Source organism: Streptomyces sp. NRRL S-350 (assembly GCF_000719705.1).
Classification (GTDB): Bacteria; Actinomycetota; Actinomycetes; order Streptomycetales; family Streptomycetaceae; genus Kitasatospora.
In genome coordinates this window covers 72,861-88,124 of record NZ_JOHO01000028.1, presented here as the reverse complement: position 1 = coordinate 88,124, position 15,264 = coordinate 72,861, and the positions used below count along the sequence as shown (strand labels likewise).

The window sequence follows — 15,264 nt, the reverse complement described above, 5'->3', positions numbered from 1 at the left end:
CGGACCGCCTTCCAGCGGACCCTCCGGGCTTCGTTCTTTCGTGTTTCCAGCTTATCAGATGTTTTCCGCTCCGTTTTCCGGAGTTTCATTCATCCGATTTCCCGAACTGGTCGGGGCCGCTTTGCGACGTCCACCACGTTAGCGCATTCCGAGAGTTAATCGAAATTCACGCTCACACCCGGTCGACGAAAACGCCAACGCACCCAAGTGAATGGGCTTCGAAGTGTGAGGGTGGGTGCTGCTGAGGGGATGGCCGCTCCAGCGACTCGTTCAACACTAGGCCACCTGGAGGACGTCGTCAAACGCCGAGGGCCGGATCTGACCAGATCCGGCCCTCGATGCTCGAAGCCGCAGCTCAGAGCGGGTGTGCTTTCAGCCAGCCAGGTCAACCAGGCAGGCCAACCAGGCAGGTCAGCCGGCCGGGGTCAGCTCGGCCGCTGCCAGGTTCCGCTTGCCGCGCCGCAGGACGAGCCAGCGGCCGTGCAGCAGGTCGGCCTCGGTCGGCACTGCCTCCTCGTCCGTCACCTTGACGTTGTTGAGGTAGGCACCGCCCTCCTTGATCGTCCGGCGGGCGGCCGATCGGCTCGGCGCCAGGCCGACGGCGACCAACAGGTCGACCACCGGCTGCAGTTCGGACACCTCGGCCTTCGGGACCTCGGCCAGGGCGGCGGCCAGGGTCGGCGCCTCCAGATCCGCGAGGTCGCCCTGCCCGAACAGTGCCTTGGACGCGGCGACCGCGCGCTGGTACTGCTCGGCACCGTGGACGAGAGTGGTGAGCTCCTCGGCCAGGGCGCGCTGGGCGAGGCGGGCGGCGGGGCGCTCGGTGGTCTCGCGCTCCAGCTCCTCGATCTCCTCCTTCGAGCGGAAGCTGAAGATCCGCAGGAAGTTGGAGACGTCACGGTCGTCCGCGTTCAGCCAGAACTGGTAGAAGGCGTACGGGGTGGTCAGCTCGGGGTCGAGCCAGACCGTGCCGGACTCGGTCTTGCCGAACTTGGTGCCGTCGGCCTTAACGATCAGCGGCGTGGCCAGTGCGTGGACGGACTTCCCGTCGGCCTTGCGGATCAGGTCCGTGCCGGCGGTCAGGTTGCCCCACTGGTCGCTGCCGCCGGTCTGCAGGCTGCAGCCGTAGCGGCGGTTCAGCTCCAGGTAGTCCATGCCCTGGAGGATCTGGTAGCTGAACTCGGTGTAGCTGATGCCCGCGTCGGAGTTGAGCCGTCGGGCGACGGCCTCCTTCGCGATCATGTTGTTGACCCGGAAGTACTTGCCCACGTCGCGCAGCAGGCTGATCGCCGACATCCCGGACGTCCAGTCCAGGTTGTTGACCATGCGCGCCGCGTACGGGCCCTCGAAGTCGAGGAACCGCGAGATCTGGCTCCTCAGGCGCTCGACCCAGCCGGCCACCGTCTCGGGGTCGTTGAGGACGCGCTCGGCGGTCGGCTTCGGGTCGCCGATCAGGCCCGTGGCGCCACCGACCAGGCCGAGCGGGAGGTTCCCCGCCTGCTGGATGCGGCGCATGGTGAGGATCTGCACCAGGTTGCCGAGGTGCAGGCTGGGGGCCGTCGGGTCGAAACCGCAATAGAACGTGACCGGGCCGTCCGCGAACGCCTTGCGCAGTGCGTCCTCGTCGGTGGACAGGGCGATCAGCCCACGCCACCGCAGCTCGTCGACGATGTCCGTCACGGTCACGCTTCTCCTTCTGTCGGGCGCCCGCCGGTGCCGGCCCGATTCCGTAGGGCCCCGGGTCGGAACGACTCCAGCCTGTCAGAGCCTACGCGGTTCCGGCCGACGAGTTTTCCCGAGGCGCCCTGCCGGGCCCGGGGGCGCGCTCGCCGGGGCGTCTCCCGGATACCGGAAATTCCGTTGTTCGTCAGCCCCGGGCCCCTTCACAGTGGTGTCACCGCCGCGCGGCGGCAGTGACGTGTGTGGAGACGGTCGTGCCGCCGTGGCACGCCCGCGGGAAGGGTGTGCCGAGTGCGCAACACGCTGGTTCTGAACGCGACCTACGAGCCCCTGACGACGGTGTCGCTCCAGCGCGCCGTCGTCCTGGTACTCCAGGACAAGGCGGTGGTGGAGCAGGCGCATCCCTTGCGCTCGATCCGGGGGACGGGCGTAGCCGTCCCGGTGCCCCGGGTGATCAGACTGCAACGGTACGTACGGGTGCCGTTCCGACAACAGGCTCCGTGGTCCCGGCGGGGTGTCCTGGCCAGGGACCAGCACCTGTGCGCCTACTGCGGGCGGCGGGCCACCACGGTGGACCACTTGCACCCCAAGTCGCGCGGTGGCGCGGACAGTTGGCTGAACACCGTGGCCGCTTGCGCCGAGGACAACCAGCGCAAGGCGGACCGGACGCCGGAGCAGGCCGGGATGAGGCTGCTGCGCCGCCCGTTCGTGCCGACCCCGCAGGCGAGCCTGATGCTGGCGCTCGGCCTGCGCGGCTCGGAGGCGCGGGAGCTCGCCGACTGGCTGCCGCCGGTGCCGGGCGTCCCGCTGACCGCCGCGTAACCGCGTGCGGCACCGGCCGCAGCCCTGCGGTACCGGGCGCAGCCTGCGGTACCGGGCACACCCTGGGTACCGGGCACACCCTGGGTACCGGCACAGCCCGGGGCACCAGCCTCAGCCCTGTGCCCGGTACCCGGCTGCCGTGCCGTAGTGGGCCGAGTGCTCGGGGACCACGACCACCTGCCCGCCGCCGATCAGCACCCGCCCGGAGACCAGCAGTGAGCCGGTGCCGGGCGGGAAGTTGCCGCCGGTCGCCTCCCGGCCGCCCGCCAGCGGGAACCGGCTGAGGCGGGCGGGCTGGTCGCGGCGTTCGTCGGCGGCGAGGACCAGCGAGCCGCCGTCGATGCCGACCGCCCGGACGGTGCCCTTGGCCGCGGTCGGCACCTTCCAGCGCTGCTTGCCGGTGTCCAGGTCGTACCCGACCGCGGCCACCGGCCCGCCGCCGTTCGCCGGGGTGAGGGTGGTGGCCATCGTCCGGCCTTCGAAGAACACCTCGGGAGTCGCCGCGAACGTGCCGCGGGAGACGTCCAGCCGGCCGCCGTCCGTGACCACCGGGATCTCGACGGCCGGGTCGCCGGCGGCACCCCAGGCGAACACCCGGTCGTTCTCCGGCTTGTCGCCGGTGGTGAGGACCGCGGCCGGCTCGGCGGACAGCACGGTCACGGTCTTCGGCTGGTTGTTCAGGCCCCGCCACCAGCTGACCTTGCCGTCCGCGGTGTTCAGCGCGACGGCCTGGTCTGCGGGCGTGGAGTCGGCGCACGAGGAGGCGACGAGCACCGTCCTGCCGCTGACACCGCCGGACAGGGTGCAGAACCTGCCCTGGCCGGTGTACTGCCAGACGTCCTTGCCGTCGGCGGACTCCCAGGCGACCGCGCGGTCGTCGCCGATCGCTATCACCTTGTCCTCGGTGACGCCGATCCGCGCCGAGTAGGCGCCCTTGGCGTCCGAGACGGTCTTGGTCCAGGCGGTCTTGCCGGACTTGGTGTCCACGGCCGCCACCAGCGTGCAGGCGGCCTTCGGGTCCGCCTGCGAACGGAACAGCACCGCGCCGAGGCCCGCCTGGTTCACGCCCGCCGACAGGCCGCACGGGACGGCCCCGGCAGCCGGCGGCTCCACCGACCAGGTCGGCTTGCCGCCACTGCGGTCGTACGCGTGCACCCCGGAGCCGTCGGCCCGGACCACCGCGTCCGCGAGCAGCCAGCTGCCGACCAGTGTGTCGTCGCCCGCGGGCTGCCCGGCCGCGGCGGTCTGAGCGGACCACGCCCGGGCGTGCGCCACCGCGAACCCCGGCTCGCCGCCGCTGCTCGCCGCCGCACTGCCGCCGCCCTCGGCGCCGACCGTCAGCCCGGCCGCCACCAGCACCCCCAGCGCCGCCACCCCGGCACCGGCCCGCACCAGCAGGGCCTTCCGGCTCGGGACGTGCTCCCCCGTCAGCACGGCCTCGGCGGCCTTCCGGGCCTTGGCCGTGAGCGAGGAACCGGAAGCGGAACCTGATCCTGGGCCTGTTCCTGGGCCTGATTCTTGGCCTGATTCTTGGCCCGATCCCGGGCCTGACGCGGCGTCGGAACCGGGGTCGGAAGCCCCGGCACCGCCCCGGCGGGCGGCACTCCGGGACCGCGCGGCAGCGCGCCCGGTCGCAGGTGCCGGGGCCCGCTCCGACGACTTCGGGGAGTCTTCCTCAGGGGCCTTCTCCGGGCCGGGCGGAGCGGGCTCCGACGCGGCCTCCTCGATGTGCACGTAGCCGTCCGCCGAGTACTCCGCTCCCGCCGGGACGTACAGCCCGTCCCCGGCGGGCTGCTGAGGGGTGGCGTAGGCGTACGGCACGTACTGCTGCTGCGCGGGGTCGGGGGCCTCCGGGTACTGCGGGTGCTGCGGGTACGGCTGGTACGGCTGGTACGGCTGGTACTGCTCCTGGCCGCCGTACGGCGCCTGGACGTAGCCGCCCTCGACGTACCCGCCTTCGACGTACCCGGTCTGCCCGTAGCCGTACCCGGCACCCTGGTCGTGACCCGCCTGCCCGTAGCCCGCCTGCTCGTACGGGTACGACGGCTGCTGGGCGTACCCGGCCGGGTCGTGGCCCGTCTGCTGCTGCCAGTACGCCTGCTCCTGCGGCTGCTGCCCGCCGTACCCGGCCGTCGGCCACTCCGGCTGCTCCTGGGGGTGCCACGGGTACGGGGCGTGGGCGTCTCCGAAGGGCTCCTGCGCCATCCGTTGCGTCCCTCCTGAGCCCGCCGCCTGCCTGCCGATTGCGGCAGTCAGCATCTCACGCCCACTCGGAGGGGCGAGGTGGGCCCTCGACGGACTCCCTGGCGCAGCAGCCCGACGGGCGTCAGGCCGCGGACTCGGCGCGCAGGGCGTCGTCGATGCGGGCGGCCAGGGTGAAGTCCAGGCCGGTGAGGCCGCCGGCGCTGTGGGTGGACAGGACGAAGCGCAGGGTGCGCCAGCGGATGTCGATGTCGGGGTGGTGGTCGAGCGCCTCGGCCTGCTCGGCGACGGCGACGACCACCCGGATCGCGGCCGGGAAGTCCGGGGCGTCGGCGCCCCGGACGATGCTGTCGCCTTCCCGGGTCCATCGCGGCAGCGCCGCCAGGGCCGTCGTGATCTCGTCCTCGCTCAGCCGTGCCCTGCTGCTCATCGCTGCGCTCCTGGTGCGTCGTCGGTCCGGAGTCCCCCGGTGGCGCCCGAAGTGGTCCGGGGCGCCGGTGTCAGGCGGCCTTCCGCCGCGGACGGGCCACCAGCTCGCCGCCGCAGTTGGGGCAGGCGGCGGCCATGGCCTCGGTGCAGTCCGGGCAGAAGGTGCACTCGAAGGAATATATCGAGGCGGGGCCGTCGGCGGTCAGCGACACCGCGCAGCGCTCGCAGGTCTCACGCATCTCCAGAGCCATGGCAATCTCCTCAGGCGTTCATGTGGTCATGCAGTCAGGCGTTCAGGCGTTCAGATTGTCAGACGTTCGAAGAGTCGGGCGTTCGGAGGGTCGGGTGTTCGGAGGGTCCGACGATCCGACGGTCGTTCAACCCGTCAGCAGCTTGGTGACGGCCGCGAGGCCGACCACCACGATCACCCCGCGCAGCGCGACCGGTGGGAGGCGGCGGCCGACCTTGGCGCCGACGAGGCCTCCGACCAGCGAGCCGACCGCGATCAGCCCGGCCGCCGCCCAGTTGACGGTCGACGTGAACAGGAAGAACAGCGAGGCGACGGCGTTGACGATCATTGCGAGGGTGTTCTTCACCGCGTTGATCCGCTGCAGGTCCTCCTGCAGCAGCATGCCCATCAGCGCCATCAGCAGGACGCCCTGCGCGGCGCCGAAGTAGCCGCCGTAGATGCCGGTGAGGAAGACCCCGGCCAGCAGCACGGGGCTGCCGTCCGGGTCGCCGCCGGGTCGGCGGCGGGCGGCGACGGCCTTGGCCACCCGGGGCTGGATCACCACCAGGACGAGTGCCAGCAGGATCAGTGCCGGGACGATCGCGTCGAAGGCCCCGCTCGGCAGTTTGATCAGCAGCAGCGCGCCGACCAGCCCGCCGAGCAGCGAGGCGGTGCCCAGGCGCAGCACCCGGCGGCCCTGGTCGGCCAGTTCGCGGCGGTAGCCGATCACGCCGCTGAGCGAACCGGGTACCAGCCCGAAGGAGTTGGAGACATTGGCGGTGACCGGCGGGATGCCGACGGCGAGCAGGACCGGGAAGGTGATCAGGGTGCCGGAGCCGACGATCACGTTGATCATCCCGGCGCCGACTCCGGCCACCAGGACGGCGATCCCCTCCCAGAGCGTCATGGGTCACCTTTCGTCTCGGTCCTGTCCGAGGGGATCATGCCGGACCGTCCGGCCGTCGGACCAGGGCCGCCCGGCATTCGGGACGCACGCCACATCACCCCGGATCGACGCCGGGCCCCGGAGCGGCCCCGGAACAGCCCCGGAACAGCCCCGGAACAGTCCGCGCGGCCCGGCACCGGAGCAGCCCGCGGCCCGGCTCAGGGCAGGCCCCGCGCAGCGGCCCCGCGAACGCCCGAGGGCCCGCCGCCGTACGGAACGCGTACGGCGGCGGGCCCTCGGCGAGGGGCGGCTCAGCCGCTCACTCCGGGTCGATCTTGGGGTACTCCCGGGTCGGGTCGACCCGGGGGCGGGCGGCGCCCTTGTCGGTGTCCACCGGCCGCGGCCCGGCGGCCGGGTCGATCGGCACCTGGGTGGCCGGGGCCGCCTTCGGGGCGGTGGGCGCCGCGACCGCACCGCCGTTGGCCGCGCCACCGTTGCCGGTCAGGCCGTTGAAGGCGCCGCCGAGGCCCTTGAGCGCGTCGCCGACCTCGCTGGGGATGATCCAGAGCTTGTTGGAGTCGCCCTTGGCCAGCTCGGGCAGGGTCTGCAGGTACTGGTAGGCGAGCAGCTTCTGGTCGGCGTCGCCGTCGTGGATGGCCTCGAAGACCGTCCGGATCGCGGCCGCCTCACCGTCGGCGCGCAGGACGGCGGCCTGCGCCTCACCCTCGGCCCTGAGCACGTCGGCCTGCTTCTCACCCTCGGCCTTGAGGATCTGGGCCTGGCGCTGGCCCTCGGCGGTGAGGATCGCGGCGCGCTTGTCACGGTCGGCGCGCATCTGCTTCTCCATCGAGTCCTGGATGGAGGTCGGCGGCTCGATCGCCTTCAGCTCGACGCGGTTGACCCGGATGCCCCACTTGCCGGTGGCCTCGTCCAGGACGCCGCGCAGGCCGGCGTTGATGACCTCGCGGGAGGTCAGGGTGGACTCCAGGTCCATCGAGCCGATGATGTTGCGCAGCGTGGTGACGGTCAGCTGCTCGATCGCCTGGATGTAGCTGGCCACCTCGTACGTGGCCGCCCGCGGGTCGGTCACCTGATAGTAGATGACCGTGTCGATGTTGACGACCAGGTTGTCCTGGGTGATCACCGGCTGCGGCGGGAACGGCACGACCTGTTCGCGCAGGTCGATCCGGTTGCGGACGCGGTCGATGAACGGGACGACGATGTTCAGCCCCGCGTTGAGCGTCCGGGTGTAGCGACCGAAGCGCTCCACGATCGCCGCGCTGGCCTGCGGGATGACCTGGATCGTCTTGATCAGCGCGATGAAGGCCACCACGACCAGGACGACCAGCACGATAAGGACGGGTTCCACGGACTCTCCCCTAGATGACCAGGGCGGTCGCGCCCTGGATTTCGACGACGTCGACCTGCTGCCCGGGCCGGTAGACCTGGTCGGGGTGGAGGGCGCGGGCCGACCAGATCTCGCCGTTCAGCTTGATCCGACCGCCCTCCCCGTCGACGGTTTCCGCGACGACCGCGGTGGCGCCCTTCAGCGCCTCGATGCCCATCCTGACCTGAGGGCCCTTCTGGAGCTGTCGGTAGGCGACGGGGCGGACGAAGACCACCAGCGCCACCGAGACGACGAGGAAGGTCACGGTCTCCAGGACCACTCCCCCGCCCAGCCCGGCCACGCCCGCGGCGGCCAGCGCTCCGACCGCGAACATGGCGAACTCCGGCATCGCGTTGAGCACCAGCGGTATACCGAGCCCTGCGGCGGCCAGGAGCCACCAGATCCAGCTGTCCACACGTCCATCCTAGGGAGCGAAGGCCTTCGAGGCGGACAGTTCCCGCAGGTCGAGGGGCGGAAACCGGTCGCACGTGCGACCGGTTCCGGCGGCCTTCCGGATGACGGACGGATGAGGGCTGGTGGGGGCCGACGGGAGCCGGCTCAGGAGCGGGCGAGAGCCGGGTCGGTGGCGGACGGGGCCTCAGCCCAGCGGCAGGCCCTGGGCCGACCAGCGGTCCCCGTGGCGCTCCAGGGTGAGCGGCAGGCCGAAGCACTTGGAGAGGTTGCGGGCGGTCAGCTCGGTGTCGATCGGGCCGGCCGTGAGCACCTTGCCCTGACGGATCATCAGGACGTGGGTGAAGCCGGGCGCGATCTCCTCCACGTGGTGGGTGACCATCGCCATCGCCGGGGCGAACTCGTCCTGGGCGAGCGCGCCGAGCCGGCGGACCAGGTCCTCGCGGCCGCCGAGGTCCAGGCCTGCCGCGGGCTCGTCGAGCAGCAGCAGCTCGGGGTCGGTCATCAGGGCGCGGGCGATCAGGGTGCGCTTGCGCTCGCCCTCGGAGAGGGTGCCGAACTTGCGGCCGGTGAGGCCGGCCATCCCGAGCCGGTCGAGCAGCGCGAGGGCGCGGGACTCGTCGGACTGCTCGTAGGCCTCCTGCCAGCTGACCGTCATGCCGTACGCGGCCGTGAGCACCGTCTGCAGCACGGTCTGCTCGGCCGGCAGCTTGTCGAACATGGCGGCGCCCGCCAGACCGATCCGGGAGCGCAGTTCGAAGACGTCGATCTCGCCCAGCCTCTCGCCGAGCACGGCGACCTTGCCCGAGGTCGGGAACAGGTACGAGGAGGCGATCTGCAGCAGGGTGGTCTTGCCGGCGCCGTTCGGGCCCAGGATGACCCAGCGCTCACCCTCGGAGATGGCCCACGAGACCTGGTCGACCAGCGCGCGCCCCTCCCGGACCACGGATACGTCCACCAGCTCCAGCACGTCGCTCATGCCTATGCCTTCCCCAAAAAACCAGATTCTCGGCCGTCGGTGCGGGCGGCACCCCTACTCCGGCAGCCGGTGGGCACGGGGTGGGTGCGCCGCACACGCATGGGCAAACCTACGCCACGCGGATGACCGCCGATTCCGTAGGCTGGCCGGATGCTCGCGACACCTGCCGACAATCCGTACGAAGAGCCCCGTTCGGGGCGGCTGGCCGCCTGGGGCAACGCCCTGCTGGCGGGCCTGGTGCCGCCCGACAACGCCGCCGCGGCCGTGCTGGGCGCCGACGAGAGCCACCGGGTGACCGGGCTGCCCGGGGACGAGCCGGGCGAGCAGCACGGGCTGACCTGGGCCCTGGGCCGGCTGCGGGTGCTCGGGGTGAAGGGCCTGCGCCTGGCGCTGCCCTCGACGGGGCACCCGCTGGGGCTGACCGGCCCCGCGGCGTTCAACGCCCGCGCCCTGGCGGCGGGCGAGGCCGTCCTGACGGTGGGCGTGCCGCTCGGGCTGGTGCCGGAGATCGAGGTGTACGGCCCGGAGGGGGACCGCTCGGCGACCGTGCTGTGGCGCTGCTCGGAGGTCGACGACAGGCCGCCGGCGGACGCGCCGTCGCTGCACGAGGCCGAGCGCGAGCTGGTGGACGGGCTGCGCGAGACGACCGCGCTGCTCACCCGGCTCGACGTGGCCGGCGCCGGGCCGGAGGCCCTGCGTGCCCTGGAGGCGTACCGCCGGCGCGGGCACGCCGAACTGCTCGCGCCGGGCTACCCGCCGCGGGCCGTCCGGGTGCTGGAGTCGGCCCGCCAGGTGTCCGCGTTGCTGTCGATCGCCTCCGTCGGGCACGGCGCGGCCGTGAGCGCCTCCGAGATGGCCGCCCGGCAGGCCGCCCTGGCGCCGCTGTGGCGCACCGCCCGGCGGGCCCAGGTGGCCGCCTACAACGCCCTGGTGGACGAGCGCGAGGCCCGCTGACGGCTCGCGGTGCCCGGCCGGGCACCCGGCCGAACGGCCGGGCCCTGCGCCCGGCCGGCACCGGCGCCGCACGTGGCCGGAAACCGCCCCCCGCGCCCGGGGGGCGCCAAGGCCGTCCGGGCTCCGCGCGCCGCCGGGAGCGCGGGAGGTTTCAGCGCAGGGGTTCGGCTGAGGGGTCAGCAGGGGTTCGGCTGAGGGGTCCAGCTCAGGGTTTCAGCGCAGGAGGTTTCAGCGCAGGAAGCTTCAGCGCCACGGGTCGGCCTTCGCCACGGCCGTCACCTCCGCCCAGGGTCGTAGCGGCCGTCCGGCCCGAGGGCCGGGCCGCCGCGTTCCGTGACGGTCTCCGGGCGGTGGACGGACCAGCCCGGTTCCCCGGCCTGCGGGACCGGCCTGTACACGCTGCGCGGCTCCCCCATGGCGCCCCCCTCTTCGGTGCGGTGTCAGCGCTCACCCTTGCACAGGGCACTGACACTCCGTCAGCCGCCGGAGGCGGCCTCCCGGGCCTCGCCGTTGCGGACGGCCCAGAGCGCGGCCTGGGTCCGGTCGGCGACGTCCAGCTTCATCAGGATGTTGGAGACGTGGGTCTTCACCGTCTTCTCCGACAGGTGCAGGCTGCGCGCGATCTCCCGGTTGGAGCGGCCGTCGGCGATGTGGCCGAGCACCTCGCGCTCGCGCTCGGTGAGGGTGCCGCCGCGGCCCTGCGGTGCGCGCGGGCCCTCGTCGGAGAGCAGGGCTTCGGCCAGCTCGGGCTGGAGCAGCACGTGGCCCGCGTGCACCGAGCGGATCGCGCCGGCCAGCGCCTCCGGGTCCACGTCCTTGTAGACGTACCCGGCGGCGCCGGCCCGCAGCGCGGGGACCATGGTGCGGTGCTCGGTGAAGCTGGTGACGATCAGGATCCGGGCCCGGCTGCCTTCGCCCTTGAGCGTGCGCAGCGCCTCGATCCCGTCGACGCCCGGCATCTTGAGGTCCATCAGGACGACGTCGGGGTCGAGTGCGCGGGCGCGCTCGACGCCTTCCGCCCCGTCGGCGGCCTCCCCGACGACCTCGATGTCGTCCTGGACCTCCAGGAAGGTGCGCAGTCCGCGCCGGACCACCTGGTGGTCGTCGACCAGCAGGACGCGGATCGACGGTGTGCTCTCAGGCACCGGGGACCTCCATCTCGACGAGCGTCCCCCGGCCGGGGGCCGACTCCAGGGTGAGCGTGCCGCCGACGGCGGCCGCGCGGTCGCGCATCGAGGCGAGGCCGAGGTGGCGGCCGGCCCGACGGACGGATTCGGGGTCGAAGCCGCGCCCGTCGTCGCGCACCCGGAGCACGGCCCCGCGTGCGGGCGTCCCGGCCAGGGTGACGGCGACCCGGCGGGCGTCGGAGTGGCGCAGCGCGTTGTGCAGTGCCTCCTGGGCGACGCGCAGCAGCGCGGCCTCCTGGGCGGGCGGCAGGGCGCGGACGCCGTCGGCGGCGAAGGCGACGTCGGCGGTGTGCGCGCGGTCGAGGACCTGGACCTGGGAGGCGAGGGTGGCGCTCAGCCCGTCCTCCTCCAGCGCGGCCGGGCGCAGCTCCACCACGACGGCGCGCAGTTCGTCGGCGGCCTCGGCGGCGAGCCGGGCGACCTCGGCGAGTTCGGCGCGGGCCCGGGCCGGGTCGCGGTCGACGAGCTTGGCGGCGGCGTTGGCGGTCAGGCGGAGCGAGAAGAGCTTCTGTGAGACGGCGTCGTGCAGGTCGTGGGCGATCCGGGCGCGCTCGCCGGCCAGGGTGAGTTCGCGGCTGCGCTCGTAGAGCCGGGCGTTGGACAGGGCGAGGGCGGCGTGCGCGGCGAGGATGCGCAGCAGTTCCTCGTCGTGGTCGGTGAACAGGCCGCCGCCGTTCTTGTTGGCGAGGAAGACGACGCCCAGCACGCGCGGTTCGTCGTCGGCCGCGTCGGTGTCCAGGATGGGCATGCCGAGGAAGGCGTCCATCTCCGGGTGGGCGGCGGGCCAGCCGCCGAAGGCGGGCGCCCGGCGGACGTCGGCAAGGCGGGTGGGGCCGGTCTCGTGCAGCATCGCGGCGAGCACGCCGTGCTGGCGGGGCAGCGGGCCGATCGCCCGCCACTGCTCGTCGGTGACGCCGTCGACCACGAACTGGGCGAAGCCGCCGTGGTCGTCGGGCACGCCCAGGGCCGCGTACTCGGCGCCGAGCAGTTCGCGGGCGGAGGCGGTGATGCGGCGCAGCACCTCGCGGACCTCCAGGTGCCTGCTCATGGCGAGCAGTGCCTGGCTGACGGCCTCGATCCCGGCCAGGCAGGGGTCGCAGGCGGGCAGGGGGCCCTGGTGGGCCGGGCGGTCTCCGGTGGTGTCGGTGGCGCTGGGCATACCGCCAACGTACCGCTGTGGCCGCGGCGGTCGCGTCCGCCCTCGGCCGCGCGGGGAGCAGGTCCGGGGACCTAGGCCGCTGGTCCCACGACGCGCCGCACCGCACCTCCGACGACCCGCCGGGCTCCCGACGCCGAAGGGCGGCCCTCCCCTCGTGGGGAGAGCCGCCCTTCCGTCAGCAGCCTGGTGTCAGCCCTTCTGCATGACCTCGGGCTCGTGCCGGCGCTGGAGCCGGGTGACGAGGACGCCGATGAGGACGGAGATCACGATCAGCACGCCCGCGTCGATCGCCCACTGGGCCACCGAGTGCTTCCAGAGCGGGTCGTAGTTCGGGTGCTGGAAGTCCTTGTTCCAGGGGCCCATGAGCGTGGACAGGTCGAGCGTGGTGGACACGATGCCGGTGCCCCAGCGGGCCGGCATCAGCCAGGCGACCTGCTCCAGGCCGGGCTTGCCGAAGATCTGGAAGAGGCAGCCGGTGAAGACGACCTGGACGATGGCGAACATGACCAGCAGTGGCATGGTCTTCTCGGCGGTCTTCACGAGCGCGGAGATCATCAGGCCGAACATCATCGCGGCGAAGCTCAGCAGGATCATGCCGACGGTCATCTCGATGATCGGCAGGTTCTTGACGATCAGGCCGTGCTCGGGCAGCTTGCGCGGCAGGAAGCCGACGGCGGAGATGATGGCGCCCTGGATCACGCTGAAGAAGCCCAGCACGATGATCTTGGACATCATGTACGCCGAGCGGGAGAGCCCGGTGGCTCGTTCTCGCTCGTAGATCGCCCGTTCCTTGATCAACTCGCGGACCGAGTTGGCCGCTCCGGAGAAGCAGGCCCCGATCGCCAGGATCAGCATGATCGTCGCGGCGCCGCTGTTCAGGTGGAGCTGCGTCTTCGGGTTGGGCGCGAGCCCCGGTTCGTTGGGGATCAGCACGCTGACCGCGCCGATGACCGCCGGCAGCAGCACCGACAGGGCGAGGAAGCCCCGGTCCGAGGCCAGTACGGACATGTAGCGCCGCATCAGCGTCCACAGCTGGGAGCCCCAGCTCTGCGGCTTCGGCGGCTTGACGGCCTCCTGGGCCACCTGCACGTGCTGGACCTCGCCCGCCTCCACGGTGGGGGCGGAGTACTGCTGGTAGTGCACGGAGCCGCGGTAGCGGCCGGCCCAGTCGTGGTCCGGGTAGTTCTCGAAGGCCTGGAAGACGTCCGCCCAGGTCTCGTACCCGAAGAAGTGCAGTGCCTCGTCCGGCGGCCCGAAGTAGGCCACCGAGCCGCCCGGCGCCATCACCAGCAGCCGGTCGCAGAGCGCGAGTTCGGCCACCGAGTGGGTGACGACCAGGATGGTGCGGCCGTCGTCGGCGAGGCCGCGCAGCATCTGCATGACCTCGCGGTCCATGCCCGGGTCGAGGCCCGAGGTGGGCTCGTCCAGGAAGATCAGCGACGGCTTGGTGAGCAGCTCCAGGGCGACGGACACGCGCTTCTGCTGGCCGCCCGAGAGCGCCGTGATCTTGTTGTCGGCGCGCTTGTCCAGGCGCAGCTCGTACAGCACCTCGTCGATCCGGGCGGCGCGCTCGCGCGCCTCGGTGTCGCCGGGGAAGCGCAGCTGGGCCGCGTACTTGAGGCCGGAGCGGACGGTGAGTTCGCGGTGCAGGATCTCGGACTGCGGCACCAGGCCGATGCGCGAGCGGAGTTCGGCGAACTGCTTGTACAGGTTGCGCCCGTCGTACAGCACCTCGCCGCGGTCGGCCGGGCGGTAGCCGGTGAGGGCGCGCAGCAGGGTGGACTTGCCGGAGCCGGACGGGCCGATGACCGCGACCAGGGACTTCTCCGGGACGCCGAAGCTGACGTCGTTGAGCAGGACCTTCTTGCCGCCCTTGTGCTCGACCTCGACGGTCAGGTGGCGGGCGGAGAAGGAGACCGCGCCGGTGTCGACGAACTCCTGCAGCTGGTCGCCGACCAGCACGAAGCTGGAGTGGCCGACGGTCAGGCGGTCCTGCGGCCCCATCAGCTGACGCTGAACCCGCTGGCCGTTGAGGAAGATGCCGTTGTGGCTGCCGAGGTCGACGATCTCGTAGCGGCCGTCCGGGAGCTGGCGCAGCTCGGCGTGGTGGCGGGAGACCTGGAGGTCGGACACCACGATGTCGTTGTCGAGCGCGCGACCGATCCGGGCGGTGCGCATCGAGGAGGTCAGGTTGCGGATGATGGTCGGCTGCGGGCCGCCGCCACCGTGCTGCGGCGGGGGCTGGAAGCCCTGCTGCTGCGGGAAGCCCTGGTCCTGCGGGAAGCCGCCCTGCTGGGGCTGCGGCGGCGCGTACTGCTGCTGCGGGAAAGGCTGCTGAGCCTGCGGCTGGCCCGGCCAGGCCTGCTGCGGCTGCTGGTACGGGTCCGGCTGCGGCCAGCCCTGCTGTGGGCCGGGCGGCTGGGGCGTGGGCACCGGGGCGCGGCCGGTGGCGGCCTCGTGGATCGGGGCGGCCTGCGGGGCGGCCGCGTGGGCGGGCGCGGAGAAGCCGAGCCGGGGGCCGTTCTCCGGGTTGCCCAGGTTGACCACGGCGCCGGGGAACAGCTGGGCCTGCAGGGTGCGGGCTCCGGCCACGTACGTGCCGTTGGTGCTGCCGTGGTCGTCCAGCAGCCAACCGCTGCCGTTGAAGCTGATGGTCCCGTGGTGCCAGGAGACCCTGGCGTCGTCGAACGGGAAGTCCGACTGCGGGTTGCGCCCGATGGTGTAGGACCGCCCGGGCTCCAGGGTCCGCTGCTGTCCGTTGATATCAATGACGAGTTGCGGCACTGCTCGCCTGCCCCGCTCTCTCGGTCCCCCGAATTGTGCCCCCGGCCGGGGGTGTGCTGTTCCTGCGACTGACGGGGGGAATCATTCCAGCCCGCCGACCGCCGACGAAAGTCGGCCCGGGTGACTGTGACCAGGCTGCTACCGGAGCCCGGGCC

General features: G+C 72.6%; 13 protein-coding genes. 2 read left to right on the top strand and 11 right to left on the bottom strand.

Annotated features, from left to right (window positions below; genetic code table 11):
- Window positions 1-411: 411 nt before the first annotated feature.
- On the bottom strand, window positions 412-1,680 hold the full coding sequence (gene tyrS, locus IF30_RS0124300) for a tyrosine--tRNA ligase (RefSeq protein ID WP_030242219.1): 1,269 nt from the start codon (window positions 1,678-1,680) through the stop codon (window positions 412-414).
- A gap of 291 nt (window positions 1,681-1,971) precedes the next feature.
- On the opposite strand from tyrS, the gene IF30_RS0124295 reads away from it, so the two are divergent.
- Window positions 1,972-2,502 carry an HNH endonuclease gene (locus IF30_RS0124295; RefSeq protein WP_030242217.1) on the top strand — a complete coding sequence of 177 codons (531 nt, stop codon included), beginning with the start codon at window positions 1,972-1,974 and terminating at the stop codon, window positions 2,500-2,502.
- Between the two features lie 111 nt (window positions 2,503-2,613).
- Here the strand turns inward: IF30_RS0124295 and IF30_RS0124290 are convergent, their stop codons facing one another.
- The 7 genes from IF30_RS0124290 to IF30_RS0124260 all read right to left on the bottom strand — a co-directional run bounded on the left by IF30_RS0124290 (window position 2,614) and on the right by IF30_RS0124260 (window position 9,025).
- A complete protein-coding gene (locus IF30_RS0124290) occupies window positions 2,614-4,707 on the bottom strand; it encodes a PQQ-binding-like beta-propeller repeat protein (protein ID WP_030242215.1) in 2,094 nt (697 codons plus the stop codon).
- A 121-nt stretch (window positions 4,708-4,828) separates the two neighbouring features.
- Window positions 4,829-5,134 (bottom strand): 4a-hydroxytetrahydrobiopterin dehydratase, encoded by a 306-nt coding sequence (locus IF30_RS0124285; protein WP_030242212.1) that lies wholly within the window; start codon window positions 5,132-5,134, stop codon window positions 4,829-4,831.
- Window positions 5,135-5,204: 70 nt separating this feature from the next.
- Window positions 5,205-5,384: a DUF1272 domain-containing protein gene (locus tag IF30_RS0124280; protein ID WP_030242210.1), complete on the bottom strand. Its 180-nt coding sequence runs from the start codon at window positions 5,382-5,384 to the stop codon at window positions 5,205-5,207.
- A gap of 126 nt (window positions 5,385-5,510) precedes the next feature.
- Complete coding sequence (locus tag IF30_RS0124275) at window positions 5,511-6,269, bottom strand: sulfite exporter TauE/SafE family protein (protein ID WP_030242205.1); 759 nt, start codon at window positions 6,267-6,269, stop codon at window positions 5,511-5,513.
- A 298-nt stretch (window positions 6,270-6,567) separates the two neighbouring features.
- Window positions 6,568-7,617 carry an SPFH domain-containing protein gene (locus IF30_RS0124270; RefSeq protein ID WP_030242201.1) on the bottom strand — a complete coding sequence of 350 codons (1,050 nt, stop codon included), beginning with the start codon at window positions 7,615-7,617 and terminating at the stop codon, window positions 6,568-6,570.
- Window positions 7,618-7,627: 10 nt separating this feature from the next.
- Entirely contained in the window at window positions 7,628-8,050 is a 423-nt protein-coding gene (locus IF30_RS0124265) for an NfeD family protein (protein ID WP_030242198.1), read from the bottom strand.
- A gap of 183 nt (window positions 8,051-8,233) precedes the next feature.
- Window positions 8,234-9,025 (bottom strand): ABC transporter ATP-binding protein, encoded by a 792-nt coding sequence (locus IF30_RS0124260; RefSeq protein ID WP_030242195.1) that lies wholly within the window; start codon window positions 9,023-9,025, stop codon window positions 8,234-8,236.
- 150 nt (window positions 9,026-9,175) lie between these two features.
- Between IF30_RS0124260 and IF30_RS0124255 the strand changes: the two genes are divergently transcribed.
- Window positions 9,176-9,979: a hypothetical protein gene (locus IF30_RS0124255; RefSeq protein ID WP_030242191.1), complete on the top strand. Its 804-nt coding sequence runs from the start codon at window positions 9,176-9,178 to the stop codon at window positions 9,977-9,979.
- A 476-nt stretch (window positions 9,980-10,455) separates the two neighbouring features.
- On the opposite strand, the gene IF30_RS0124245 is transcribed toward IF30_RS0124255, so the two are convergent.
- The 3 genes from IF30_RS0124245 to IF30_RS0124235 all read right to left on the bottom strand — a co-directional run bounded on the left by IF30_RS0124245 (window position 10,456) and on the right by IF30_RS0124235 (window position 15,109).
- Window positions 10,456-11,124: a response regulator gene (locus IF30_RS0124245; RefSeq protein WP_030242190.1), complete on the bottom strand. Its 669-nt coding sequence runs from the start codon at window positions 11,122-11,124 to the stop codon at window positions 10,456-10,458.
- A complete protein-coding gene (locus IF30_RS0124240) occupies window positions 11,117-12,325 on the bottom strand; it encodes a GAF domain-containing sensor histidine kinase (RefSeq protein ID WP_078891638.1) in 1,209 nt (402 codons plus the stop codon). The genes IF30_RS0124245 and IF30_RS0124240 overlap by 8 nt, the downstream gene beginning before the upstream one ends.
- A gap of 189 nt (window positions 12,326-12,514) precedes the next feature.
- Window positions 12,515-15,109 carry an FHA domain-containing protein gene (locus IF30_RS0124235; protein ID WP_030242187.1) on the bottom strand — a complete coding sequence of 865 codons (2,595 nt, stop codon included), beginning with the start codon at window positions 15,107-15,109 and terminating at the stop codon, window positions 12,515-12,517.
- Window positions 15,110-15,264: the final 155 nt, after the last annotated feature.

Bases quoted from the DNA above. Each gene is read 5' to 3' on its own strand.
- IF30_RS0124290 (WP_030242215.1), bottom strand. From the start codon at position 4,707: ATGGCGCAGGAGCCCTTCGGAGACGCCCACGCCCCGTACCCGTGGCAC.
- IF30_RS0124285 (WP_030242212.1), bottom strand. From the start codon at position 5,134: ATGAGCAGCAGGGCACGGCTGAGCGAGGACGAGATCACGACGGCCCTG.
- IF30_RS0124280 (WP_030242210.1), bottom strand. From the start codon at position 5,384: ATGGCTCTGGAGATGCGTGAGACCTGCGAGCGCTGCGCGGTGTCGCTG.
- IF30_RS0124275 (WP_030242205.1), bottom strand. From the start codon at position 6,269: ATGACGCTCTGGGAGGGGATCGCCGTCCTGGTGGCCGGAGTCGGCGCC.
- IF30_RS0124260 (WP_030242195.1), bottom strand. From the start codon at position 9,025: ATGAGCGACGTGCTGGAGCTGGTGGACGTATCCGTGGTCCGGGAGGGG.
- IF30_RS0124255 (WP_030242191.1), top strand. From the start codon at position 9,176: ATGCTCGCGACACCTGCCGACAATCCGTACGAAGAGCCCCGTTCGGGG.
- IF30_RS0124240 (WP_078891638.1), bottom strand. From the start codon at position 12,325: ATGCCCAGCGCCACCGACACCACCGGAGACCGCCCGGCCCACCAGGGC.